Source organism: Rhizobium sp. L1K21 (genome assembly GCF_024055895.1).
Classification (GTDB): Bacteria; Pseudomonadota; Alphaproteobacteria; order Rhizobiales; family Rhizobiaceae; genus Ensifer_A.
In genome coordinates, this window is the sequence record NZ_JAMXLE010000001.1 from 2,411,838 (window position 1) to 2,437,307 (window position 25,470).

At 58.2% G+C, this 25,470-nt stretch carries 23 protein-coding genes; 11 read left to right on the top strand and 12 right to left on the bottom strand.

The window, feature by feature from the left end; genetic code table 11:
• Positions 1 to 2: 2 nt before the first annotated feature.
• Entirely contained in the window at positions 3 to 1,001 is a 999-nt protein-coding gene (locus tag NHF56_RS11680; protein WP_252804479.1) for a DUF4424 domain-containing protein, read from the bottom strand.
• 92 nt (positions 1,002 to 1,093) lie between these two features.
• Positions 1,094 to 2,956, bottom strand: coding sequence for a methyl-accepting chemotaxis protein (locus NHF56_RS11685; RefSeq protein WP_252804480.1), 1,863 nt, complete (start codon positions 2,954 to 2,956; stop codon positions 1,094 to 1,096).
• A 455-nt stretch (positions 2,957 to 3,411) separates the two neighbouring features.
• Between NHF56_RS11685 and NHF56_RS11690 the strand changes: the two genes are divergently transcribed.
• Genes NHF56_RS11690 through NHF56_RS11700 form a run of 3 tightly spaced genes read left to right on the top strand, consistent with a single transcriptional unit; the run spans position 3,412 to position 6,086 of the window.
• Complete coding sequence (locus NHF56_RS11690; protein ID WP_252804481.1) at positions 3,412 to 4,161, top strand: TlyA family RNA methyltransferase; 750 nt, start codon at positions 3,412 to 3,414, stop codon at positions 4,159 to 4,161.
• A complete protein-coding gene (locus tag NHF56_RS11695; protein WP_252804483.1) occupies positions 4,158 to 5,414 on the top strand; it encodes a class I SAM-dependent RNA methyltransferase in 1,257 nt (418 codons plus the stop codon). The genes NHF56_RS11690 and NHF56_RS11695 overlap by 4 nt, the downstream gene beginning before the upstream one ends.
• Before the next feature lie 60 nt (positions 5,415 to 5,474).
• Positions 5,475 to 6,086, top strand: coding sequence for an exopolysaccharide biosynthesis protein (locus tag NHF56_RS11700; RefSeq protein WP_252804991.1), 612 nt, complete (start codon positions 5,475 to 5,477; stop codon positions 6,084 to 6,086).
• A gap of 22 nt (positions 6,087 to 6,108) precedes the next feature.
• Here NHF56_RS11700 and NHF56_RS11705 read toward each other — a convergent pair whose 3' ends face one another.
• The 4 genes from NHF56_RS11705 to NHF56_RS11720 all read right to left on the bottom strand — a co-directional run bounded on the left by NHF56_RS11705 (position 6,109) and on the right by NHF56_RS11720 (position 9,587).
• Complete coding sequence (locus tag NHF56_RS11705; protein ID WP_373456298.1) at positions 6,109 to 7,197, bottom strand: nickel/cobalt transporter; 1,089 nt, start codon at positions 7,195 to 7,197, stop codon at positions 6,109 to 6,111.
• Positions 7,194 to 7,841 (bottom strand): DUF1007 family protein, encoded by a 648-nt coding sequence (locus tag NHF56_RS11710; RefSeq protein ID WP_252804485.1) that lies wholly within the window; start codon positions 7,839 to 7,841, stop codon positions 7,194 to 7,196. Before NHF56_RS11710 ends, NHF56_RS11705 begins: the two co-directional genes overlap by 4 nt.
• 111 nt (positions 7,842 to 7,952) lie before the next feature.
• Positions 7,953 to 8,582 (bottom strand): LysE family transporter, encoded by a 630-nt coding sequence (locus NHF56_RS11715; protein ID WP_252804487.1) that lies wholly within the window; start codon positions 8,580 to 8,582, stop codon positions 7,953 to 7,955.
• Positions 8,583 to 8,693: 111 nt separating this feature from the next.
• The gene (locus NHF56_RS11720; RefSeq protein ID WP_252804488.1) at positions 8,694 to 9,587 is read right to left on the bottom strand and encodes a LysR family transcriptional regulator; all 894 of its coding nucleotides are present in this window, start codon (positions 9,585 to 9,587) and stop codon (positions 8,694 to 8,696) included.
• Between the two features lie 561 nt (positions 9,588 to 10,148).
• Here NHF56_RS11720 and odc2 point away from each other — a divergent pair.
• From odc2 to NHF56_RS11740, 4 genes are all read left to right on the top strand, one after another.
• Positions 10,149 to 11,279, top strand: coding sequence for an ornithine/lysine decarboxylase (odc2, locus tag NHF56_RS11725; protein ID WP_252804489.1), 1,131 nt, complete (start codon positions 10,149 to 10,151; stop codon positions 11,277 to 11,279).
• Between the two features lie 210 nt (positions 11,280 to 11,489).
• Positions 11,490 to 12,119: a GNAT family N-acetyltransferase gene (locus NHF56_RS11730; protein ID WP_252804490.1), complete on the top strand. Its 630-nt coding sequence runs from the start codon at positions 11,490 to 11,492 to the stop codon at positions 12,117 to 12,119.
• 189 nt (positions 12,120 to 12,308) lie between these two features.
• A complete protein-coding gene (locus tag NHF56_RS11735) occupies positions 12,309 to 14,867 on the top strand; it encodes a cation-translocating P-type ATPase (protein WP_252804491.1) in 2,559 nt (852 codons plus the stop codon).
• 113 nt (positions 14,868 to 14,980) lie between these two features.
• Positions 14,981 to 15,493, top strand: coding sequence for a GNAT family N-acetyltransferase (locus NHF56_RS11740; RefSeq protein WP_252804492.1), 513 nt, complete (start codon positions 14,981 to 14,983; stop codon positions 15,491 to 15,493).
• 66 nt (positions 15,494 to 15,559) lie between these two features.
• On the opposite strand, the gene NHF56_RS11745 is transcribed toward NHF56_RS11740, so the two are convergent.
• The 3 genes from NHF56_RS11745 to NHF56_RS11755 all read right to left on the bottom strand — a co-directional run bounded on the left by NHF56_RS11745 (position 15,560) and on the right by NHF56_RS11755 (position 18,994).
• Positions 15,560 to 16,174, bottom strand: coding sequence for an outer membrane protein (locus NHF56_RS11745; protein ID WP_252804493.1), 615 nt, complete (start codon positions 16,172 to 16,174; stop codon positions 15,560 to 15,562).
• Positions 16,175 to 16,425: 251 nt separating this feature from the next.
• Positions 16,426 to 17,187, bottom strand: a complete 762-nt coding sequence (locus tag NHF56_RS11750) for a crotonase/enoyl-CoA hydratase family protein (protein WP_252804494.1) — start codon at positions 17,185 to 17,187, stop codon at positions 16,426 to 16,428.
• A gap of 25 nt (positions 17,188 to 17,212) precedes the next feature.
• Entirely contained in the window at positions 17,213 to 18,994 is a 1,782-nt protein-coding gene (locus NHF56_RS11755; protein WP_252804495.1) for an acyl-CoA dehydrogenase, read from the bottom strand.
• A 302-nt stretch (positions 18,995 to 19,296) separates the two neighbouring features.
• On the opposite strand from NHF56_RS11755, the gene NHF56_RS11760 reads away from it, so the two are divergent.
• The 4 genes from NHF56_RS11760 (at position 19,297) to NHF56_RS11775 (ending at position 22,788) form a co-directional block, all read left to right on the top strand.
• Positions 19,297 to 19,908, top strand: coding sequence for a DUF6656 family protein (locus tag NHF56_RS11760; protein ID WP_252804993.1), 612 nt, complete (start codon positions 19,297 to 19,299; stop codon positions 19,906 to 19,908).
• 103 nt (positions 19,909 to 20,011) lie between these two features.
• On the top strand, positions 20,012 to 20,983 hold the full coding sequence (locus NHF56_RS11765; protein ID WP_252804497.1) for an L-threonylcarbamoyladenylate synthase: 972 nt from the start codon (positions 20,012 to 20,014) through the stop codon (positions 20,981 to 20,983).
• Positions 20,984 to 21,004: 21 nt separating this feature from the next.
• On the top strand, positions 21,005 to 22,432 hold the full coding sequence (locus NHF56_RS11770) for an FAD-binding oxidoreductase (protein WP_252804499.1): 1,428 nt from the start codon (positions 21,005 to 21,007) through the stop codon (positions 22,430 to 22,432).
• Entirely contained in the window at positions 22,429 to 22,788 is a 360-nt protein-coding gene (locus tag NHF56_RS11775; protein WP_252804501.1) for a LysR family transcriptional regulator, read from the top strand. Before NHF56_RS11770 ends, NHF56_RS11775 begins: the two co-directional genes overlap by 4 nt.
• Here the strand turns inward: NHF56_RS11775 and modC are convergent, their stop codons facing one another.
• From modC to modA, 3 genes are read right to left on the bottom strand one after another with little or no spacing between them, the layout of a single operon-like run.
• The gene (gene modC / locus NHF56_RS11780; protein WP_252804503.1) at positions 22,789 to 23,874 is read right to left on the bottom strand and encodes a molybdenum ABC transporter ATP-binding protein; all 1,086 of its coding nucleotides are present in this window, start codon (positions 23,872 to 23,874) and stop codon (positions 22,789 to 22,791) included.
• Positions 23,874 to 24,569, bottom strand: a complete 696-nt coding sequence (gene modB, locus NHF56_RS11785) for a molybdate ABC transporter permease subunit (protein ID WP_252804505.1) — start codon at positions 24,567 to 24,569, stop codon at positions 23,874 to 23,876. Before modB ends, modC begins: the two co-directional genes overlap by 1 nt.
• 30 nt (positions 24,570 to 24,599) lie before the next feature.
• Positions 24,600 to 25,382 carry a molybdate ABC transporter substrate-binding protein gene (gene modA / locus NHF56_RS11790; protein WP_373456276.1) on the bottom strand — a complete coding sequence of 261 codons (783 nt, stop codon included), beginning with the start codon at positions 25,380 to 25,382 and terminating at the stop codon, positions 24,600 to 24,602.
• Positions 25,383 to 25,470: the final 88 nt, after the last annotated feature.

Here is a 25,470-nt window from a genome sequence, read left to right on the forward strand (position 1 = left end):
CCTTACGGATTGAAGCGTTTCAAGAGCAGTATGTCGAGATCCTTCTGCGGATAGAAATCCGTCAGATGCATCTCGAATGTCGTCGGGCCGGTCTTCTTCACGCCGTCGCCACAAAAGCTGATGAGGTTTTTCGGGTCGCCCTTGTCGAGGGTCAGGGTGAAGGATTTGATCGGCCCTGACCAATTGGCGCCCGTCGTCAGGATGTAGGAAATCCAGGCCTCGGTGTAGAGCGGCATTCCATTCATTTCCGCCTCGCGATTCTTTTGGGCGACCCTCACGAAACTCTCGTCGATACAGTAACGCTTGACGTAATCGTCATAGCGCTCGCCTTGCGGCTTGCCATCGTCGAGATAGGTGACGGAGACGGTCTCGCCAAGGCTTGTGCGATAGCGGTGATGGACGGATGTGTCTGCCCCGGCAGGATATTTGGCTTTCCACCAATAGACCGATTTCAGGGTCCATAGCGGCTTTGGGTGGCGCTCCCAGCCGTTGCCGGCATCAAATTCGTCGATGTAAATGAGACCGAGGAGTGCCCATTCATCGAGAACATCTTTGGGCAGAGCCTCAAGCACATCCATCGTCTTGTTGGCCACCGGCGTCAGGGGAACTGCGTGCTCTTTCAAGAGATTGGTGAAATCTACGCCTTCGACGATGGCCTGCTGCTGCAGATTGGGTTCGATGGCCACGCCGTCCTGGGTGACGGTAAAGTCGAGAAAATTGTCGGCGGCATCGTCCGGCACCGCGGTCATGAAATCGACACTGCCGGTAATATCGGGCATCGGGAAGGCAACAAGCGCTTCGATGTCGTGATCGGCGCTGTTGTGGAAACGATATTGAACATCCACGAATTCGGGGCTGATGGTGAGGTGTTCGCTCTCCATGGAAATGTCTTGCGTGGTGATGAAGGCAAGGCCGCCGGTCTTGAGTTCGGCCATCGTGTCGTTGGCGGCTGCCGTTCCTGCAAGCAGGGTCAAGATGGTTGCGAATGCGGCCTTCTTCATGCGTGTCTCCCATGGGTAGCGGCAAACCCGCCGCTCACATCATCCCGGGCCGACAGCTACCATGTTCTGACCCGGTTATGAAGTGATCCCAATCAGGCTGCGCGGTCGCGCGCAGACGCTGACACCGACTCAGCCAGCTTGAAGCGGGCAACCATTTCGCGCAGAAGGGCTGCTTCCTCTGCAAGGCTTGCGCTGGAGGCGGAGGCCTTTTCGACCATGGTGACGTTCTGTTGAGTGACATGATCGAGCGTTGCTGCAGCGCGGTTCACCTCACCGATGCCGGTGGACTGCTCCTTGGAGGAGGCGGTAATTGCATCCATGTGTTCGTGGATCGAGGCAATGAGTTCTGCAATCTTGGTCAGCGCATCGCCGGCCTCGCGCACATGGCGCACGCCGCCCTCGATTTCGTGGGTGGAATTGTCGATGAGCTCACGGATTTCCTTGGCAGCTTCCGCCGAGCGGCCTGCAAGCGCACGCACTTCCTGTGCCACGACCGCAAAGCCCTTGCCGGCATCACCGGCGCGGGCGGCTTCAACGCCGGCATTCAGGGCCAGGAGGTTGGTCTGGAAAGCGATTTCGTCGATCAGACCAATAATGCTGGCGATCTTGCCGGAGGATTCCTGAATGCGCTCCATGGATGTTTCCGCGTTGGAGACGACGGACCGCGATTTCACTGCACTGTCATTGGCCTCGGCCGCGATTGACTGGGTGTCGATCACGCGCGTTGCCGAACTTTGAACATTGGCGGTGATCTGCCCCAAAGCCACGGTTGTCTGTTCCAGAGAACTGGCCTGATCTTCCGTGCGCTTGGAGAGTTCATCGACGCCGGTGGCGATTTCGCTGGAATCGCGGTCGATGGCGACTGCGGTGCGGCTGATGGACTGGAGCGCAGAGCCAAGCTGCTCGATCGAGGCGTTGAAGTCCTGACGCAACTCCTCGAATTCGGGCGCAAACTTTTCTTCGATCTGGAACGACAAATCGCCGGAGGCAAGGCGCTTCATGCCGCTGGCGAGACCGGCCGTCGCAACACGCAGTTTTTCGGCTGCTTCCGCTTCGGCGCGCTGTTGGGCTGCGATGCGGTTGGCTTCGGCCTGCTTGCGGTGTTCTTCGGTTTCCGCCTCCAGACGTTTGTTGCTGATGACGGCTTTTCTGAAGATTTCCAGCGCGCGGGCCAAGGAGCCGATTTCGTCGCGGCGGCCTTCCATGCCGGTTGCAACATCGACATTGCCCTCAGCCAGCTTGCCGGTGACAGCGGCCAGGTGACGGAGCGGCTTCAGCGCGGTCAAGCGCAGCATGAGCATGATGAAGCCGAGGGTGAGAACCAGCATGACGACGCCGGTCAGGATACGGGTCCACAGACGCGCTTTCCAGGCTGCTATTTCAGGCCCGAGATCGACGGCGGCACTGTAGGCGCCCATGACCTCGCCCTTTTCGATTTCCATCATGCCCGTGTGGCAACCTTCGCAGCGCTCGTCAGCCGCAGTGCCGACGCCCAGAACAACCGGGCGGGTCAGGCGCAGGTGATTTCCCTCCACCTGAGCAATGTGTGCTGCATTCTGGATGGCCTGCTCGTCAAAGGAATCCTTGGGCAGCAGAACCGGCTGATCGTTTTCCTTCTGGAAGTTGATGACCTTCGGAGCCATCACAACCCAGATATCAGTGTTTTCATTTTGCTGGGAAAACAGCTGCATCGTGCCATTGAGCGTTTCAACCGCCGGGTCACCCTCTTCCAGCTGACCGCGGTTGAGCATGGCCTGTACATGCAGTGCTTCCAACATGTCGAGGGCGGCATCGCCACGCAGCTCACCATCAACCGCAATCTGCTTCCAATCCTGTGCGATGGTTGTAGATACTTTGTAGGTCTCGCCGGCGGCGAGGACCAGAAAGACTCCAAAGAGAATTTGGAGTGTCATCGGCAAATTGCGAATTTTGGAAAGCATCGTCGGTCCCGTCATAGATGAATCGCCGCGAACGGTTGCGGATCATTTCAACCGAAGAAGGCCACAGCAAACTTAATGATGCGTGAATTCAGACACCGGACATTCGTGAAATTCGACTTTTTATTATGGAAACTTGACGTCCGTCAAATTTTCAGCGGAACGCTGCCGTCTCGGGGATTTCACTGAAGAAAGAAGCCCGGCTTGCGCCGGGCTATAAGGTTTTGGCCATCGCTGGGCCACAGCCGGGGCGGAAGCGCCCGGACAGTCATTGGGGAACATCGCACTGGACAGGGCCGGCGGACCAACCGTGTCTATTGCGATGACGTATCATAAACATAAACTGCAATTTCTGAATATCGCCACTCTTACGTGCATTAGTTTACGCTTAATTAATGAGAGGGATATTTCCCAAGCCATTGCGACCTATATTTTGCCTTGCACTGGGCTCTTCAACAGGCCATGAGAATTTCATGATCTCCGAAGCACCCCAGCGCCTGGACCAATTGCTCGTTTCGCGCGGCTTTTTTGCCTCCCGATCACGGGCGCGCGATGCCATCGGGCGTGGAACGGTGCACGTCAATGGTGCGCAGGTGACAAAGGCCGGTGCAACATTTTCTGATACCGCCGAAATCGTGGTTGATGACCCCGCTTCGGCCTATGTCTCGCGGGCAGCCTTGAAGCTGAAGGAGGGGCTTGCGCGATTTTCGCTCTCGCCTGCAGGCCGCAATTGTCTCGATATCGGGGCCTCTACCGGCGGGTTCTCACAAGTGCTGCTGGAGGCCGGTGCTGCGCATGTGACGGCAATTGACGTCGGTCACGGACAAATGCACGAAAGCCTGCTTGGCGATGCGCGGATCACCAATCTTGAAGGGATCAACGCGCGAACACTGACGAAAGAGGATGTGGGGGATCGAGAAATCGGCTTCGTCGTTTCCGATGTCTCTTTCATCTCTCTCAAACTGGCTTTGCCGCCCGCCCTTTTGTTGGCGGCACCAGGGGCATATTGCCTGCTGCTCGTCAAACCGCAGTTCGAGGCAGGGCGCGATGCCATCGGAAAAGGTGGCTTGCTCAAGGACAAATCCATGGGGCCAATGATTGCGGACGACATGGCCGTCTGGCTGAACACGATAGCCGGGTGGAAAAGCCTCGGCGTGGCACCCTCGCCCATTTCAGGCGGTGATGGAAACGAAGAATTCCTGCTGGCGGGACAGAAGACATGAGTGCAGACACGGTTGACATCACAGCACTGGGCGCCGGCGGCGACGGCATTGCCAGGACGCCGGAAGGGCCGGTCTTCGTGCCGTTTACCTGTCCCGGCGACACGGTGAAGATCGCGCGGGAAAAGAACCAAGGCATGATGATGGCGCTGACCACGCCTTCGCTGCAACGGGCGACGCCTGCCTGTCGCCATTTTGGACCGGACGGGGTAAACGGCACCTGTGGCGGCTGTTCCCTGCAGCATGTCAGTGGCGCGCTTTACGGCGAATTCAAGCGCGACCTCGTGGTCAGCGCATTGCGTGCACGCCATATCGAAGCAGAGGTGGGCGCGCTGGTGACCTGCCGACCCGGTGAGCGGCGGCGCGCCGTTTTTGCGGCCCGCAAGACGGAAAAGGGTCTGCTTCTCGGCTTCAACCAAGCGGGTAGCCATCATATCGTTGCCATATCCGAATGTCCCATCTCCCATCCATCCATCGTCGCACGGCTGGACGATATCCGACGGGTGGGGCTTGCCATTTCCTCTGACAGTTCGCCGTTCAGAATAAGCGTTCTGGAAACCCTGACCGGCCTTGATATCGCCATAGACGGGCTGAAAAGGTTAACCGACAAAAACCGCCAGAAGGCAGTGGAATGTGTTCTGGCCATCAAAGGCATTGCGCGGCTGAGCTTCGGCGGTGAAATTCTGGTGGAGCCGGTGAAACCGGTTCTGCGATTCGGTACGGCGGATGTCTCCCCGCCACCCGGTGCCTTTGTGCAGGCGACACTGGCCGCGGAAAATGCGATGGCGGAGATGGTGTCCGAGATTGTCGGCAAAGCCAAATCGGTTGCCGATCTGTTTTGCGGATCGGGAACTTTTGCCTTGCGTCTGGCGCAAACAACCAAGGTGCATGCAGTGGAGATGGAAGAAAAACCACTCGCTGCGCTTCAGGCCGGACTGCGCGGCGTGCAGGGGCTGAAACCGGTAACGGTGGAGCGACGCGACCTCTTTCGCCGCCCTTTGATGGCAAAGGAGTTGAAGGCCTTCGACGCCGTTGTGTTCGATCCACCGCGCGCCGGCGCAGAAAATCAGGTTCAGGAGCTGGCGCGATCCGGCGTTGCCAAGATCGCTGCAGTCAGTTGTAATCCTGTTACTTTTGCGCGCGATCTTTCACTTCTTGTTGACGCTGGTTACGGCATAAAGCGTGTTACGCCGGTTGATCAGTTCCTATGGTCACCCCATGTGGAAGTGGTTGCCGGGCTTGAGCGGATTAAGTAAAGAAACTGTGTTTTGATGGATAATACGGCAAGCAACAGAGCAGAAGCGAAAAAGCTCAAAATGGAGCGGCGGGTTCGCACATCGCGCATCCTTCGCAATATTGCCGAAAACGGCAAGATGGAACGCATTTATATCCGCGACCTTCTCGACGTGCTGGGCGACCGCGCCATTGGCGCGTTGATGCTGATCTTTGCCTTTCCCAATTGTATTCCGACACCGCCCGGCACCTCTGCCATTCTGGGTGCGCCGCTGGTCTTTCTCGCAGCACAGCTGACATTCGGCATGAAACCCTGGCTTCCGGGGTTTATCGCCAACCGCTCCATCAAACACAGCGATTTCGTGGCCATTATTGAAAAGGGCAATCCCTGGCTTGCCTGGGCCGAGCGCTTGTTGCGCATGCGACTTCTGTTCCTGACCGAGCCGCCGTTTGAATATTTCGTCGGATTTCTGTGCCTTATTCTGGCAATAGTGCTGCTTCTGCCGGTGCCGCTCGGCAATATGTTGCCTGCCATGGCGATTTCGATCATGGCATTCGGCATTATCGGGCGCGATGGCGTTTGGATTATTGGCGGTCTCGTCGCCTTCGTGATTGCCATGGCGGTTGCCGGCGGCGTGGTCTTCGGGATGGTCAAAGCGGCGATCTTCTTCGTTCACCGCTTCGTTCTCGGGTAGCGCTGAGAACTACGCTCAGGATCTAAACCTGAAGTGCCGCCAGAAGCAGGATGATGCCCATGAGCATGACCAGCAGTGCGCCGAGAATTTCGATGGCATTGCCAATGATCACGGCTTTGGACCCTTCGCCTGCCATCCGCACGGCCAGACCCTTCGCCGAAACGGCCATGATCGCGAGAACGGACACGGTGATGGCCGTGCCGATGGACATTGCCAGCACGGAGAGAACACCGCCGAGATAAAGCCCGTTCAGAAGCGAGAATGTGAGAACGATCAATGCGCCCGAGCATGGCCGCAGCCCGACGGCGAAAACGGCGGAAAAGGCTTCCCTGATCGAAAAGGTTTTCGCGCCCAGCGTTTCCGGCGGTGGCATATGGGCATGACCGCAGGTTTCGCAGACCTCTCCCGGACCATGGTGATGATGGGCATGGACATGGACATGGGCATGGGCATGGGCATGATCATGAGCGTGGCTGTGCGTATGGTGATGGTCATGATCGTGATGACTATGGGAATGGCCGTGATCGTGATGGGCGTGCGCGTGGGCAAATTCCAAAGCGACGACAGGTTTGGCCGCAAAGAGGCTCTTCAGCTTTTTATAAAGCAACCAGGCACCGAAGAGCGCGACCAGCGCATAGCTTGCCATTTCCAGCGCATTGGTGGCGTTGGTGAGCGAAATGGATGTGCCGCGCAAGACCAAAAAGGCTGCACCGACGACAAGAATGGCCGTCGCGCCCTGGGCCAGAGCCGAAATGAAGGAAATGACAACACCGCGGCGCAGTTGCACCTCATTGGCGATCATGTAAGAGGAAATGACAGCCTTGCCGTGGCCGGGGCCGGCGGCATGAAAGACACCATAGGTGAAAGACAGACCGATGAGTGTCCAGAGCTTCCAAGGATCGGCCCGCATGGCCGACAGAGCGGTGGTCAGCGCGCGGTAAAAGCGCTGCTGTTCGACATTGACCCAGGCGAGGAAGCTTCCGCCGAAGCCGCCGGTATTGAAGGATGGCTCGGCTGTGCCAATGCCCAGTGGTGAGGCTGCAAAGGCATGATTGGCCATGAGCGCAAGCAGGATTGTGGCGATAAGGAATTCGGGTTTGTGCACCTTCATGAACCGCATGCGATCTCAATCCTCGTTGCAAAGAGCTTTGATCTGTCCGTTCCCATCGGATCGTTCCAGAAGGCTTCGGTCAGCTGCGACTGGTTTTGGGAGATCACTTCATCGGGATCAGGGCGGACAACCTTGTGGGTGCATTTTTTGAAGGCCTTGCCCTCCACCATCATGTCACCGTCGGTTGGGAAATCCATGGCCGTATAAAGGGTGGGGTCGTAAACGCCGAAACTCATATTGCCTTTCAGGGGCATTTTCACTTTTGGCTCGGCGGCGAAGATCAGCAGAAGCTGGCCATCCTTGTAGTCGGCGATCATCTGTGAGGGTTTCTTGACCGTGATGTTCTTGCCGTTCTGGGTGATGTTGAGGAAGTAATCATATTCCTGCATGGAATCGAGCACCACTGCACCGACATCGGCCAGCTCGCTATGGTCGAGCTGATTGTCGGCGTTCTTGTCGAAATCGAGAAGAACGGAGGAGGAGAACACCTCGTCGAAACGCCAGACATTGCGCAGCTCCGAAACCGTTCCGTCGTCGCCGGCGACAATTTCCAGATGCGCCTCGGCGAAAATGTGCGGATGAGCAAAGGCAGCACACGGGAAGAACACGATGGCCGCCGCCAAACGAAAGATCGTCGTTTTCAAGATTCGGTTCCCAGTGAAAGACCTCAACGGCGATTCCATACAATTGAGACCGAAATGGGGTCAATGCCGGCGCAAGCGGTTGCATGCACCAGTTTGTCGCATGGAACCCGCTTACGTTTTTGAGGTCAGGAGTTTGAAGCCCGCAAAGACGAAGAAGCAGCCCAGAAAACTCTCCACCCAGGAGCGGAACCGCACGAGCAGATTGCGGATCGGCGGGGATGAGAGCAGCAGGGCATATCCGCCATGGCCAACGAAGGAATTGACGAACGCAACGGCAATGAAGAGCGCGATGATGGGTGCCGGTGCGTTGCCGATGCCGCCGACACCGGCAATGGCCAGCCAGAAGGCGATCGCCTTCGGGTTGGAAATCTGCAGCAGAAAACCATCAAGCCCGGTGCGGCGCATGCTTTTTGCCGGGTTTGCCGTAAACGCGATCGGCGGATTTTTCAGCGCCTTGCCGAATGCCTTGAAGGCCAGCCAGAAAAGGTAAGCAGCGCCCAGGAGGCGAACCGCGGTCATGAAGACGGCGACATCGGCAAAGAGAACGGCAATGCCGAGCGCAGTGGCGGTGGAAAGAATGATGGAACCACAGGCAATCCCGAAGGCCGTCATCAATGCGGGCGCACGGCCACTGCTGGTGGCCACGCCAAGGATCAGCATGACGCTTGGCCCCGGCGAAAAAACACCCATGAGCTGGATGGACCAGGCGAGCAAAAGTTTCGGCAAATATTCAGCAATCACAATCAAAACCTTTCGACAAAATCGGCATGCAAGCCGCAATCGGCTTTCATGAAAAGGCTATCATGCACATTGCGTAAATGTTTCGATTAAGACCGAAGTGTTACCGCGCGTTCAATCGCACTTCTTGAACCAGTTAGTCAGGAAGTCGACAAGCGCGCGCACCTTTGCCGGCAGATAGCGGCGATGAGGATAGATGGCATAGATGCCAGATTCCGACAGCATGTAATCCTGGAGCAGCGGGACCAGTTCACCCTTTTCAAGACTGCTGGCGGCAACGAAGTCGGGCAGCAGTGCGACACCCAGACCGCTGAGCGCCGCGCGCAGTGTTGACGGCGGGCTGTTGATTTCGAGCGGGCCTTTGACATTGACCGAGTAGGAATTGCCGTCCTTGTCGCGGAACGGCCAGTTGGCACGATTTCTGCTGTTTGTATCAATCAGGCACGGCACGCGTGCCAGGTCTTCGGGCGTCTCGATGGGGCCGTACTTCTCGACGAAGGCGGGCGTCGCGCAGATGATGACACTGAAATCTGCGAGTTTCTTGGCAATGAGACCGGAATCCTGAAGCCGGGTGATGCGGATGGCGAGGTCGAAACCCTCCTCCACCAGATCGACGAAGCGATCTTCAGCGCTGATTTCCAACCGCACTTCCGGGTTCTGGATGACGAAATCGATGAGCGCCTGGCCGGCCTCGGCGTCGGCGAAGGTGCGGGGGACCGATATTTTCAAGCGGCCCTTCAGATCGGAATTGGTCTCGCGCACGAGATCGGCAAGATCGTCGATTTCCTTCAGGATCGCAGAGGCCGAGGCATAATAGGTGCGGCCAGCATCGGTCAGCGAAAATTGCCGGGTCGTCCGGTTCAATAAAAGCGCACCCACCTCGTCTTCAAGCTCGCGCACATATTTGGACAGCAGGGCCTTGGAGCGTCCCTGTTTCCGTGCCGCTGCGGAAAAACCTTGTGCATCAACCACATCGATAAATGCGCGAATGCGGGTGAGTGTATCCATGATCAATGTCTCCGGTTTGTTCAGTATATATGGACCACAACCTGACTAATCAATCTTCGAATTTTTTTGCTTGGGGTCCAAAAAATTCTTGAAAATGACAACGAACACCCTTAAGTGTCCCCTTGCCCAAAGTCGCACGTGCCTGTGGGTGTCCGCCGACCCTCGAACTGGACAAAAGCAGTCCTAAGGTGAGGTCATCGGTAAGGTACCTGGAACTAACCGCTCCAGTCGCTCTTCCGGCCAACCGGAAAAGTGAGGACATCTTGAAGCAACGACGGTGCGGGCCTTTCTAGTGTCTGCCGGCTTTCCAACAGCCGGGGTTACGAGATGAGGCACACATCTTCATTGCCGGAAGTGCGGTTGGGACCACCCCTCCAATCCAAGGCAGACAAAGCGAATGATCGCGCGGATTTTCCGTGTGCTCGTTCAAACGCCGTGTAAGCGTTCGTAAAAGGTTCCGGGGTCTCCACCGGCTGGTTCCTTCGACGATCTCTGACACCCTTTGTCCTACCGGCTTTTTGCCGGAGAATTTGAACCTTGGAACTCAGAGGAGATCCGACCATGACGCAGCGCATTATTGACTTCTTCAAAACCCGCCAGCCCGAAGGCCCTTGCCTGGTGGTGGACCTTGATGTCGTTGAAAACAACTTCAACGCATTCCGCCGCGCGCTGCCGAACTCCTCGATCTATTATGCCGTGAAAGCCAATCCGGCGCCGGAAATCCTGCGCCTTCTCGCTGGCCTGGGCTCCAATTTCGATTGCGCATCCGTTGCTGAAATCGAAATGGCGCTCAATGCCGGCGCAACGCCGAGCCGCATTTCCTTTGGCAACACGATCAAGAAAGAGCGCGATGTAGCGCGCGCTCATGCGCTCGGCGTTTCCCTTTTTGCTGTTGATTGCCATGAGGAAGTGGAAAAGATTGCCCGCGCCGCCCCTGGCGCCCGCGTGTTCTGCCGCGTTCTCACCGATGGCGAAGGCGCTGAATGGCCGCTGTCGCGCAAGTTCGGTTGCGTGCCGCAGATGGCTGTCGACGTGCTTGTCTATGCCCACCAGCTTGGCCTCACCTCTTACGGTGTATCCTTCCACGTTGGTTCGCAGATGACGAAACTCGACGCATGGGATTCGGCTCTTGCTGATGCAAAGCGCGTTTTCACCTCGCTTGCCAAGCAGGGCATCGAGCTGAAGATGGTCAACATGGGCGGCGGTTTCCCGACGAAGTACCTGAAGGACATCCCGACGGCGGAAGCTTACGGCCAGGCGATCTTTGGTGCGCTGACCAAGCATTTCGGCAACCAGATACCGGAAACCATCATCGAACCGGGCCGCGGCATGGTCGGCAATGCGGGTATCATCAAGTCGGAAGTCGTGCTGATTTCGAAGAAGTCCGACAATGACGCGCATCGCTGGGTCTATCTCGACATCGGCAAGTTCGGTGGTTTGGCCGAAACCATGGATGAGGCCATCCGCTATCCGATCCGCACAGACCGTGACGGCGACGACATGGAGCCTTGCGTGCTGGCTGGCCCGACCTGCGATTCGGCGGACGTCATGTATGAAAAGAACATGTATCCGCTGCCGATCTCGCTCACCATTGGTGACGAGGTTCTGATCGAAGGCACAGGTGCCTACACGACCACCTATGCGGCTGTCGCGTTCAATGGTTTTGAACCGCTGAAGTCCTATTGCATCTAACCGCGCCGGGCTCGCGAGGCAGAACGCCGCCGAGACCGCCACGAAACAGAGCAATTCCCCTCACCTGTTTGAAGGCCGGGCAGCAACGCTGCCCGGTGCGAAACATCCTCTCCCCCTAGAACCGGGGCGAGGATCCCCTTGTCCAACCGCCGCGTCTTGCGGCACACGTTTCGAGCCGCATGAACGGCACATGAAGTTCGGGAGAGCGCCATGCTCACTGTTCTTGATATTCTTCCTCCGGTACGTGAGGCGACCTATCCGAAAGACGACGTTCTTCCGGTTGCGCCGAAGAGCGTTTACACGATCGAGCGCGAAACGCCCGCCGATGTCGTGGCGCGTGAGCGTCTGCTTGATATCGCCATGGGGCCGGATCGCCGCAAGAAGAGCTCGGAGAAACTGCGCCGCAACCGCGTGCCGGCGGAAGGACTTGCCTTTGTCGCACGCGATGAGAACGGTCAGTTGATCGGCACTGTGCGCCTGTGGGACGTTCATGCCGGTATCACACCGAAGGGTGCGCCATTGCCTGCCCTTCTGCTCGGCCCTCTGGCGGTCGATAGCGCCTATGAAGGGCGCGGTGTGGGCGGCGCGCTCATGCGCACGGCCGTCATGGAAGCCAAGCGGCTCGGCCATGGTGCGGTTCTTCTGGTGGGCGATGCGCCCTATTACGAGCGGTTCGGCTTTTTTGCCGACAAGACGGAAACGCTGATGATGCCGGGCCCGTTTCAGCGCGATCGTTTTCTGGCGCTCGAACTCATTGACGGATGGCTGCAGGGCGCCAGCGGCATGCTGACAGCAGCGGGCATCAAGCTCAGCAGAACCCCTCTCAGGAAGGCGGCCTGAGCGGGTAGGCTGTTCCGCTGGACAATAGCGGAGCAGCTTCCATGCCAGAACCGGTCACGTGTGGCGGCACGTGGCCGGTTCTGCGCGTTTTCCCAAACTTGACACACATCAAGGTGCACATTGCCAGCGTGACTAGGGTCAGGACCGAGCCAGAAACGCCATGGCCTCGCTTGAGCGAGGGTTTTAGAGATGCACCAACAGAACAAGTCGCACCAGCAAAAACCTGAAAGAGCATGCCTGACCGGCCTGACGGAAGACGAGGCGAACGCAAGGCTTGCACAGGAGGGGCCCAATCAGCTCGCTTCGGATGGCAAACGCTCCGCATTTTCCATTGCAGCCGACGTGCTTCGTGAGCCCATGCTGGCGCTGTTGCTTGCCGCCGCGGTTATCTATTTGCTGCTGGGCGACCTTGGAGAAGCCTTGATCCTGATGCTTTTTGCCACCATGTCGGTCGGCATCACCTTCTATCAGGAGTTCAAGACCGAGCGTGTTCTGGAAACGCTCAAGAACCTCACCGGAACGCAGGCAATCGTCATTCGAGACGGTCAACGCAGAAAGATCGCGGCTACTCAACTTGTGCGCGGCGATCTGATTGAAATTGGCGAAGGCGAGCGGGTTCCGGCCGACGCGCTTTTGCGCACCAGCCATGACCTGCAAGCCGACGAGGCGCTGCTGACGGGTGAATCGGTGCCGGTGAGCAAGTTCGTTGTTGCGCAAAACGACGCTGAAACAAGCGACCGTCAGGGTTTTGTCTATTCCGGAACGATGATCGTGCGCGGCAGCGGGATTTGTGAAGTGACGGCGACCGGGCCGCGCAGCGAGCTTGGAAAAGTCGGCCAGTCGCTCAGCGGCATCAGCGAGGACCGGCCGCGAATGGCCGCCGAAATCTACCGTCTGGTGCGGATTTTCGCCGTGTTGGGTGCAGCGGCAAGCCTTTCGGCGGTTCTGCTTTACGGGCTCATCTATGACGACTGGCTTCAGGGCCTGCTTTCAGGCATTGCGCTTGGGATGTCGATGCTGCCGGAAGAGTTTCCGGTTGTCCTGACCGTGTTCATGGCCATGGGGGCATGGCGCATTTCCAAGGTGAAGGTTTTGACGCGGCGGGCGTCCGCGATTGAGGCGCTGGGCTCTGCGACCATATTGTGCACCGACAAGACCGGCACCCTTACCCAAAACCGCATGTCGATTGTCTCGCTGGTTCTTGCCGATGGCACCGCATTCGACCTTTCCGATAGCTCAGAGCTGCCGAATGGCGACTTCACCCATATTCTCGGACGCGGCATTCTCGCCTGTTCGGTCAATCCATTCGACCCGATGGAGATTGCCTTTCATGACCATGCGGAGACGGTGTTTCCGGATGGGCATCCCGGCGAGAATGGTTGGACACTGGCGCAAGAATATGGTCTGCGCCGCGATCTTTTGGCGGTCACGCAGGTTTGGGATACCAGAGACGAGGAGAAAATCAGCCTCGTTGTTGCCAAGGGCGCGCCAGAAGCCATTTTGCAGCTCTGCAAAATCGAGGGCGCGATGGCTAAGCGCATTCTCCAGCAGGCAACGGACATGGCGCGGCGCGGCCAGAGGGTTCTCGGCATTGCCGAAGCCGGCCATTCGGGCGCAGACTGGCCTGAAACGCCGCATGGCTTCGACTTTTCCTTTCTCGGGCTGACGGGTCTTGCCGACCCACTGCGCGAACAGGTTCCCGAATCCATTGCACTTTGCCAGTCGGCAGGCTTGCGGGTGGTCATGATCACCGGCGACTATCCTGAAACCGCGCTTGCCATTGCCCGCAACGCTGGCATCAAGGGCGACGACGTGGTGACGGGAGCGATGCTAGGCGAACTCGATGATGCAGCGCTAACCCAGCGGATCAGAAGCGCCAATGTCTTCGCCCGCATCATGCCGGAACAGAAACTGCGTATCGTGAATGCCTTCAAGGCAGCCGGTGAAATCGTGGCGATGACCGGCGACGGCGTAAACGATGCGCCATCGCTGAAGGCCGCACATATCGGCATTGCCATGGGCAAACGCGGCACCGATGTTGCACGCGAAGCTTCGTCCATCGTGCTCATGGAAGATGACTTCACGGCCATTCCTGCGGCCATCAAGCTCGGACGGCGCATCTACGACAATATGCGCAAGGCTGCCATATTCATATTTGCCATTCACATTCCCATTGCAGGATTGGCTTTGTTGCCGCTTGTGTTTGGCATGCCATTCATTGTCGGGCCGATCCATATTGCGCTTCTGGAACTGGCTATTGACCCGACCTGCAGTCTGGTTTTCGAGGCTGAACGCGAAGAGCGGGATATCATGCGGCGGCCACCGCGCTCGCCGCGCGCGCGGCTTCTCCCTCGTCGTCTTGCCGCCTTTGCCTTCCTGCAGGGCATATCCGCCTTGCTGCTTTCGAGCGGCGTTTATCTCTTTGGCCTTCACGGAGGCCTGCCAGCCGAAGAGGTTCGCAGCCTCACATTTGTTGTTCTCGTGTTGAGCATTCTCGCCATTGTGCTGACAAACCGCACGTTCTCCGCCTCGTTGCGCTCTGAACTGACGCGGCCCAATTCGGCGTTGCTGGGGGTTGCAGGTCTGGTGGGTTTGATTACCGCGCTAGCGCTTGTCTGGCCGGCCTTCACGCGGCTTCTCGACTTTGCGCCACTGACCCTGCAGCAATATGGTATTGCCGCGGCAAGCTTTGTGCTGTTTTTTGCGGCACTGACGGCTGCAAAGATGCTGCGATTTCGTCTCGGTTGAGATTGGTTACGGTTTGTGCACTTGCCAATCAGGCGCTGCCACTGATATCGGGCGGCACGATGCTGGCGAAAAGCCCGCTTGGCCGAAAAGTGCGTGACGAGAGTGAGATGAGAATGACAGAACTGCACGACCGACTTGTGGCAATACTGCCCCTTTCGACGGAGAGAATGTCCATTCGGCTTCTTTCCAGCCAGGATTCAGAAGCACTCGCCCAAATGACCAACGATCCGAGGATTACCGGCGTTGTGCATTTCCTGCCTGACAATTTTACGGCGGATGATGCGCAGACGCTGATCGTTGGCGACGGCACCGGGCGTGACAATTTTCTCGGTGGCTGGCTTTCCGAGACCGGAGAGTTGGCCGCGCTGATCGGGGTGCACCTGCATGAGAGCGGCGAGACCGAAATCGGTTATTGGGTAAAGGGTGACCTGCATGGCAGGGGTATCGCGACCGAAGCCGTTTCAGCTGTCATGGCCGCACTGAAGACCGCTTTCCCGGAACGGCGGCTGATTGCCGAATGCCGAACCGCCAATGTGGCATCCTGGAAATTGCTGGAAAAACTGGGCTTCAAAGGAACCGGCGAAGACGGTGCGCGACCCGGGCGCATGCGCCTTGTTCTGAGCTAGGTCACGGACTCATCCGTAACGTAGAAAGCCCCGCCAGAGAGGCGAGGCTGATACGCCAGCGCGCGATCAGAACTTGAAGCCGAGACCCACATTGAAGACGTGCTGCTGAACCCGGTTGCTCGTTGGTATGCCGAGGACATTGATGTTTCCGGTCACGTGATTGAAGCGGTACTCGGCTCTAGCAAACACGTTTTCGGTGATTTTGACATCAGCACCTGCCCCAACCGTCCAGCCGTTGAGCGTACCCCTGTTGGTGATGCCAATATTGGTCACTTCAGCGCGCGTTCCGGTGTAACCGGCAGCACCGTAAATCAGGAAACTATCCACGGAATAGCCGAGGCGAGCGCGCACTGACCACATGGGGCCGAATTTCGCGCCGGTGGATTTGACCTTGGCGTAGTCATATCCGAAGTCACCTTCCAGGCCCGCAATCGTCGATGGTGCCAGCTCAAGATTATAGCCGGCAAAGGCACCGATACGTCCGCCGCTGTAGTTGCTCGACCCGGACGTGCCTAGAGCCGTTGAACGGCCATTTTGGGCAGAAAACCCGCCGTAAACACCGCCGTAGACCCCCTCCCAAGACGAAACTGGTGTCTCGCTGAGAATATTTCCATCTGCAGCCTGAGCCCCTGCGGCCGCAAACAGGACGGCTGCTGACATCGACGCAATAACAAGTTTCATGTTTGCTCCCACTCCATAATTTCCGAGATCTGACGGAGCGCGCGGACCGTGCGCTGCAGCCGTTGATCACCAAAAGATTGCAAAGTCGCAATATCCATGTGGGCAAGTCCTGTCGACAACAAAGCCAGATGCGCCCAAAATTGGACGATAACCATGATCCGGTTTCGATGGGATGAAATGGCTGTAGAGCAACAAAAAAACCGGCCCTTTCGAGCCGGTTTCAAAATTCATCAATATGGCCTGAACAGGCCTTACTTCTTCCGGTTCATGAACGCCTGAAATGCCTGCATGGCTTCCGGGGATTTGAGCTGGTTGGCGAAGTGGTGGAGCTCGTCGTGCATGCGCGCATTGATATCGTCCACCGGCTTTTTCAGGAGCTTGCGAGAGATGGCCAGCGCATTCGGCGGCTTGGCGGCGAGATCATCCGCTGCCTTGAGGGTGACGGCTTCCAGCTCATCTTCGGAAACGACCTTCCAGATCAGGCCGGCATCACGGGCCTCTTCTGCGGTAAAGCCGATGCCAGCGGCAAACATGGCGAAGGCGCGCTGATGGCCCATGCTGGCGGGGCCGAGCAAGGAAGACGCAGCCTCCGGCACGAGTGCCAGATCGGTAAAGGGTGTGCGGAACTGAGAGCGCGGCGTTGCAAAGGTGAGATCGCAATGCAGGTTCATCGTGGTGCCGATGCCGATTGCCAGACCGTCAACACCGGACAAAAGCGGCTTTGCAAATTTTCCGAGTTCGAGAATGAAGCGGTTCACACCCTTGGCCTGCGAGGGTTCCATGGCGATCGCCATGAAATCGTTCAGGTCGTTGCCGCTGGAGAAGCAGCCGGGAACGCCGAACATGACGACAACGCGGACATTGCTGTCCTTGTCGGCGTCGATGAGCGCATCGGCCATCCGGTCATACATGGCACGCGTCAGGGCGTTTTTCTTGTCCGGCCGGTTCATGCGGATCACGCGGACGCCCGGATGCGCCTCGGGGTTTTCAATCAGAATATGGTCTTCGCTCATTTTGTCCTCCCTCAAACTCTCTTCTTCAGGCCAGAACCGCGCGGGCTGCGGCCAGTGCGTCTGAACCACCGATGATGCGGTCCTTCAGCGCCGATGTTTCCGAAATCAGGTTTTCAGCGGCAAAGCGGCAGAGCGCGATGCGCTTTTCCTGCCCGCCATCATCCACGTCAGCCAGACCGCCCTTGGCGAGGTAAACGCCACAAAGTGTCAGACCAAAGAGACGCTGCAACGGCGTGGCACCGGCCAGCGCCTCAGCCATCTTGCCATCTGCCAGTGCTGAAAGCGTCCACTCGACGGCATCTTCCAGGTCCTGCAGAGAGGCATCGAGCTTGTCGGCCGTGTTGCCGAACCCTGGTTTGTTGGAGCCTCGCACTTGCTCGGCAATCTCTTTCAGCTCGGCGATAAAACCGCGCACGTGTTCACCGCCGGATTGAGGCAGCTTGCGCCCTACCAGATCGACCGCCTGCACACCGTTGGTGCCTTCATAGATGGGCGCAATGCGCGCGTCGCGGTAATAGCGGGCGGCACCCGTTTCCTCCACGAAGCCCATGCCGCCATGGACCTGAATGCCTGTGGAGGCCACTTCCACGCCCATGTCGGTCGGGAAAGACTTGGCAATGGGGGTCAGAAGATTGGCGCGCTCCTGCCAGTATGTCTTTTCATCGCCCTCTGTGGAATTGGCCATGTCGATGGCAAATGCGGTAATATAGGTGATGGCGCGTGAGCCCTGAACCTGCGCCTTCATGGTCAGCAGCATGCGGGCAACGTCGGGGTGTTCAATGATCGGGCTCATGCCCTCGCCCGTCCAGCCGGGCGCCCGGCCCTGCAGGCGCTCCTTGGCATATTCGATGGCTTTCTGTGTTGCCGCATCGCCGATGCCAACGCCCTGCAGGCCGACATCCAGACGCATATTGTTCATCATCGTGAACATGGCGGCCAGGCCCTTGTTTTCCTCACCCACGAGCCAGCCGATGGCACCCGGCTCGTCGCCATATTTGCCGTCACCATAAATCATGGTGCAGGTGGGCGAGCCGTGAATGCCGAGCTTTTCTTCCAGGGAGTGGCAGAAGAAGTCGTTGCGCGCGCCAAGCGAGCCATCCTCATTGACGAGAAATTTCGGCACGAGGAACAGCGAAATGCCGCGTGACCCGGCAGGCGCGCCGGGCAATTTCGCCAGCACAAGATGAACGACGTTGTCGGTGAAATCGTGATCGCCGTAAGTGATGAAAATCTTCTGGCCGAAAATCCGGTATGTCCCGTCAGCCCGCGGCTCGGCGCGCGACTTCATCACGCCAAGGTCTGTGCCTGCGCCCGGTTCGGTGAGCGCCATGGCACCCATCCACTGACCCGAAATCATATTGGGGAGATATTTTTCTTTCAGTTCGGGAGAGGCATGTGCATTGATTGCCTCGATCGCACCGATTGTCAGGCCCGGACCGACGGCAAAGCCCAGCGTGCATGCGCTCCAGAGTTCAAAGGTCGCTGCACCGATGGACCAAGGAAGTTCCTGACCGCCATATTCGGCCGGTGCGGCCACCGAATTCCAACCACCTTCTGACCAGCTTTTATAAAGCTTTGGCCAGCCATCCGGGGTCTTCACGGATCCATCGACAAGGCGGGCGCCCTGCTTGTCGCCAATCTCGGCGAGCGGGGCCATTTCCTCGGTTGCAAAACGGCCTGCCTCGGTGATGATGGCGTCCAGAAGATCCTCGCTCAGATCGCCCATCAGACCCTTGTCCATGGCGTCCTTGAGGCCGGCGACGTGTTTCAGCGTGAAAATGATATCTTCGACAGGGGCCTTATACATAAGACGAAATTCTCCCGTTTTAAGCCATTCAATGAATGCTCTCTCAGCGGCTTCAAGAGCCTGCTTCTCCACCTTCGAGAGCTAATTTATTTTTACGTAAACGTCAACACATGCATCAGAGCAACAGACTACCCCGAAAGACCGTTTCGATTTTGCAGAATGCAGATGGCAGTTTCACGAAAGCAAGCTTCGGGAAATCCCCTCGCCTTAACGTGCGTCACGACCACACGGATGCGAAGCAGCAAACTGTTAACCATAGAAAACTATATTATCCAGCAGAGACATCAGCTTCCATGCTCGAAATGACGAAGTTCAGATATTACGCGAAAAAGTCGACCAGCAAAGCACTCGTGCCTACGAGAGCCGTTCATTCGAATTTTTTGCGCACTGGCCGTATCGAGCGCTGGAAAGAAGACTGGCTAGAGGAAGAGAAACGTTATCTCACCTATGAAGAGGTGGCCGAGCGCACCGGCAAACGGTTGGAAAGTGCCGGGGTCAAGACCCATGAGCGGCTCAATAACTTCCATTACGATATCCGTTTTCCCAAGCTGATCTTTCACAAGACCCTGCCTGCGGCCCCGCATCTGGGCTATGTTCACGTGACCGCCTCGAAGACCAGTTTTGCAGAGCATGAGAATGTGAACTGGGGCTTTTACATCGCAAACTTTGCCGCGGAGATTACCGGTGACGAGCGCTTTTTCAGCCATGTCGACCCGCGTTATTCGCGCATGTATTTTGCCGTTGCCATGAAAATGGAAGGCGAAGGCGAGACACGGCGGCTGACGATCAATCGTGAAATCCGCGACAACGGGCTTCTGTTTCGAACCGGCAACCCCATGTCGGCATTCAAGAATGTGCTTCTGCTGGGCGCAAAGACCGCGGATTTGCGCAGGATCATTCAGGCGATTGCCTGAACCTGCTGCGCGCGCCATTGAGCACCAATCGATCAATGCTGCTCCGAATCCCGTTGAATTTCTGACCGTTCTGGCGATAAGAGACGTCGCAGAAGGATGGCAAATGGCTGCGATACTGGACACATCGGCAAATCTGGATGATGCACTCGCCCGTGCACTTGACGAACTGGCGCGCGGCGAGCCGGTCGCGATACCGACCGAAACCGTTTATGGGCTCGCTGCCGATGCGACGAACCCGAAGGCCATTGCGCGTATCTACGAGATCAAGGGCAGGCCGCGCTTCAACCCGCTGATCTGCCATGTGGCGGATATGGAGATGGCTGAGCGCTATGCGGAATTTTCGCCGCTGGCGGTGCGCCTCGGCAAAGCCTTCTGGCCCGGCCCGCTGACGCTGGTGTTACCAGCCAGGGAAAACGGCGTGCATGAACTGGCCACAGCCGGGCTGACGACTGTCGGTATACGCGTGCCGCGCAGCATTGCGGGCGAGCTCATCGCGCGCTACGGCAAACCACTTGCCGCACCTTCGGCCAACACATCCGGCAAGATCAGCCCCACCAGCGCGCAACATGTGGCCGACGATCTGGGCAGCAAGCTCGGCGTTATTCTGGATGCGGGCGACTGCGGTGTTGGCGTCGAATCGACCATCATCAAGGTTGAAGGAGACCGGCTCATCCTGCTCCGTCCCGGCGGGGTTGCCGTGGAAGACATAGAAACAGCGACAGGCTGCACGGTGGAGCGCGGGGCCGACCACGCCGCCGCCATCGAAGCGCCGGGCATGCTCGCCTCGCATTACGCACCGGGTGCTGCAATGCGGCTTGCGGCAGACCGGGTGAATGCCGGTGAGGCCTTGATCAATTTCGGCGGCCAGGCGATTGACAATGCTGGTGAGGCCACTTTCTCTTTCGACCTCAGCCCGTCTGGCGACCTGCGCGAGGCCGCGGCCAATCTGTTTTCGATGATGAAGCAGGCCGATGCGACCGGCGCCAAAACCATTGCCGTTGCGCCCATTCCGATGGCAGGATTGGGCGAAGCTATTAACGACCGCCTTATGCGGGCTGCTGCACCGCGGCCTTGAACGCACTTTGAAAGGAAGACCATGACTGCGCCTTTGAGCGAAGAGTTGATTGCCCGCTTTTCCGCCATTGTCGGAGAGACGCATGCCTTTCAGGCCGAAGCCGATATTGCGCGCTATCTGGTCGAGGGACGCGGGCTTTACCATGGCAAGACTCCACTGGTTTTAAAACCGGGCTCGACACAGGAAGTGTCCGACATCCTGAAGCTGGCGAGCGAAACCAAGACGCCCATTGTGCCGGTCAGTGGCGGAACGGGTCTCGTGGGCGGGCAGGTGCCGCGTGATACGGGTACGGATATTGTCGTTTCGCTGGAACGGATGAACCGTGTTCGCGATATCGATCCGGTTGCCAATGTGATTGCCGTTGATGGCGGCTGCATTCTTCAAGATGTGCAGGCTGCCGCTGAAAAGATAGATCGCCTCTTTCCGCTATCACTTGGCTCGGAAGGGTCTTGCCGGGTGGCGGGCAATCTGGCCACCAATGCCGGCGGCACGGCGGTGCTTGCCTATGGCAACATGCGGCATCTGTGCCTGGGGCTCGAAGTGGTGCTGCCGACCGGCGAAGTCTGGGACGGCATGCGGCGGCTGAAAAAGGACAATACGGGCTACGACCTGCGCGACCTCTTTATCGGCGCGGAAGGCACGCTCGGCATTATCACCGGCGCAGTGCTGCGGCTCTTTCCGCGACCGCTCGGCCATCAGGTCGGGCTTGCGGGTTTGGCGTCGTCGGAAGATGCACTGAAGCTGTTCGAACTTGCCTCGCGCCTGTGCGGCACCGCGCTCACCGGCTTTGAACTGATGGCGCGGGTGGGCATGGAATTCACCGTCAAGCATACGCCGGGCGCACGCGATCCGCTGGAAGGAACGCATAACTGGTATGTGCTGGTCGATATCTCGTCATCCGATTCTGCCGAAACGGCGGAGCGGATGATGCAGGCCGTTTTGGAGAAAGCCTTTGAGGATGGTCTGATCGAAGATGCAACCATTGCCGCCTCCGAGGCGCAGGCCAAAGCCATCTGGCATATGCGCGAATCCATGTCCGATGCGCAGAAGCCGGAGGGCGGGTCGATCAAGCACGATGTTTCCGTGCCGGTCTCTTCCATCCCCGCCTTCATGAAAGAGGCTGACGCCGCCGTGCTGGACATGGTGCCGGGCGCGCGCATTTGCGCCTTCGGACACATGGGTGACGGCAATATCCATTACAATATCTCGCAGCCAGTGGGTGCCGACAAGCAAGCCTTTCTCGACCTCTGGCACGAGATGAACCATCGCGTGCATGCAATCGTGATGTCCTATGGCGGGTCGATATCGGCCGAGCACGGGATCGGTCAATTGAAACGCGACGAACTGGCCGCCATCCGCAGCGATATCGAGATGGACCTCATGCGCCGGGTGAAGCGTTCATTCGATCCGGCCAACATCATGAACCCCGGCAAGGTGGTCATCCCGTGAACACGGTTCGCTTCAAGCTGCGACTGGAACTGCCGGGCAAGCATCCGCTTGGCCCTGGCAAGGCGCAGCTTTTGAAGCTCATTCAAGAGCATGGCTCCATCAGCGCGGCAGGCAGCGCCATGAACATGTCCTACCGTCGTGCCTGGATGCTGGTGGACGAGCTAAACGCCATGTTTTTAGAAGATGCGGTGGCCAAGAAAACGGGCGGCAAGCATGGCGGCGGTGCAGAGCTGACGGAATTTGGTGCAACACTTCTTGCCCGCTATGAGGCGATGGAAGCCAAGAGCCGTGCGGCGATTGATGACGATCTTAAGTGGCTGTCGGACAATGCGCGTCCGCCCGAGACGGAAGCCTGATTAACCGTGCCTGTGAAACAGGCCCTGTCTGCCGATGGCGACGGCCTTGAAGAGCAGAAAAATCTCGACGCCCGGTTGCAGCGCCATGGCCTCAGCCGAACGGGATGTGATGCGCGACAATATGCGCTCACCGCCGCAATTGATGATAATCTCCGTTTCGCCGCCCTCTGAACGGATTGTTTCGACCCGACCGGAGAGCCTGTTCAGCGCCGAAATCTGTTCGGGCACCTGCCGTGTCAGTGTGATCTCGGTTGCCGGAATGTGGACACGGACAGTATCGCCCACCTCCGCATCTGCCATACGCAGATAGAGGGTTCCGGCGGCTGAGTTGGCCTTCATCAAACCTTCGTCGGCAAAAATCTCTTCAATGCGCGCCTGAAGGAAACTGCCGGCGGGGATGGTGGCGGGAAGCGTTGCCTGACTGCCAAGCACCTCTGCCGGATTGCCGCTGGCGATGATTTTTCCGTTTTCGATGGCGATGACGTTTGTTGCAAGCCGCGCCACCTCCTCCATCAGGTGGCTGACATAGAGGACGGGAATACCGGTCTCGTCGCGAATATATTCCAAATGCGGGAAGATCTCCGCCTTGCGGGCGGGGTCAAGCGCGGAAAGCGGCTCGTCCATGATCAGAAGGTCCGGCGCGGAAAAGAGGGCGCGACCGATGGCCACGCGGCTCTTTTCGCCGCCGGAGAGCTTATCCGGCCTGCGATCCAGAAGATGCCGAATGCCGAGCAGGTCGATCAGGTCGGCATCGCGTTTCTCGTTGGCCGGCACTTTCTTGAAGCGGCGGGCATAGGTGAGATTCTGACGGACGGTCATCTGAGGAAAGAGACGCCCCTCCTGAAACACATAGCCGATATTGCGTTTATGCGGCGGCACCCAAAGCCCCTTGCCCGTGTCGAGCCAAGACGTCGCGCCGAATTTTATCTCTCCCTCGTCCGGGCGAACGAGGCCCGCGACAATGTTGGCAAGTGTTGTCTTGCCCGAGCCGGACGGGCCTATCAGCGCCGTGAGGCCGCTTTCGATGGTGAAGGCGGCATGCAGTTTAAAATTGCCCTGACGATGGGAAACGGCAACATCCAGCATCAGGCAGCGCTCCCGATGCGTTTTGCCGTGCGACGCGCCAGCGCTTCGGAGGCAATGAGGGCTGCAAAGGAGATGAGGATGGCAAGCAGTGTCAGGCGTGCCGCACCGGCGTCGCCGCCTGGAACCTGCGTATAGGCGTAGATCGCTGAGGCCAGCGTCTCAGTTTCACCGGGGATTGCGGAGACGAAGGTGATCGTCGCGCCAAATTCGCCGATCGCCTTGGCGAAGGCCAGGATTGCCCCAGTGACAATGCCGGGCAGCGCCAGAGGCAGAGTGACGGTGAAGAAAATGCTCAAACGGCTCGCGCCGAGTGTGGCTGCTGCATCTTCGAGCCGCTGATCCACGGCCTCAATGGACAGGCGGATGGCCCGCACCATGAGCGGAAAGCCCATGACGGCGGCGGCAAGGGCTGCGCCCGTCCAGCGGAAGGAAAAGACAAGACCAAAGGCATTGTCGAGGAAGGCACCCAGAAAACCCTTGCGGCCAAAGGCGATCAACAGCAGATAACCGGTCACCACTGGCGGCAGGATGAGCGGCAGGTGGACCAAGCCGTTCAGTAGGGTCTTGCCGGGAAATTCCTTGCGCGCCAGAAGCCAGGAGACCGCGATGCCGACGGGAAGACTGAAGATGACTGCGACCACAGCCACTTTGAGGCTGATGGCGAGTGCCGTCCAGTCTTCCGGTTGAAATTCCATACGCAATGCTCAGTTCAAGTGCTTGTCGGCTCAGTTGGACGTCTTTTCAGGGGCGGCGGTAAAGCCTGCCTCCGCAAAACGCTTCTGTGCCTCTGCGCCCTGCATGTAGCTGATAAACGCGCCTGCGTCTTCTGCTGTCGACGATTTGACCACGGCTGCCGGATAGATGATCGGGGGATAGCTGGTCTGGGGAAACTCAGACAGCACTTTCACGCCCGCATCCACCTTCGCGTCTGTGGAATAGACGATGCCGAGCGGCGCTTCGCCGCGTGAAACGAGTGCCAGGGCGGCACGCACATTTTCGGCTTCCGCCAGGTGATCTTTCACGCTGTCCCACAGGCCGAGACTGACAAGGGCGGCCTTGGCATAACGACCGGCGGGAACGCTTTCGGTTGCGCCAACGGAGAGCCTGCCGCCATCAAGTGCGGCGGCCAGATCAAGGCCTGCATCCACTTTCAATGCACGCGCGTCGCCAGTTTGAGCTATCAGAACCAGGGCGTTTCCGGCCAGGTTGATGCGGGTTCCTTCTTTGATCTCTCCGGCCTTCTCGAGATAATCCATCCAGCCGAGATCGGCGGAGATGAAGATATCGGCTGGTGCGCCCTGCTCGATCTGTTTTGCGATGGCAGAGGATGAGGCGAAGGTGAGAACGACATTGTCGCCCGTCTTTGCATGCCAATCCTCGGCGATAGTGTCGAGCGCGTTTTTCATGCTGGCGGCTGCAAAGATGCGCAATTCGCCAGCCAGCGCCGAAAGCGGGTTTGTTGATACGAGCAAAATTGCAGGGATGAGAATTTTCAGGAACCTGACCACACCAATCTCCATGATCTACGTTATATTCAAATGGATATAACGACTGAACGTGTAGCGCAAGATGGTTGGCAGCTCCAAATGCAACATT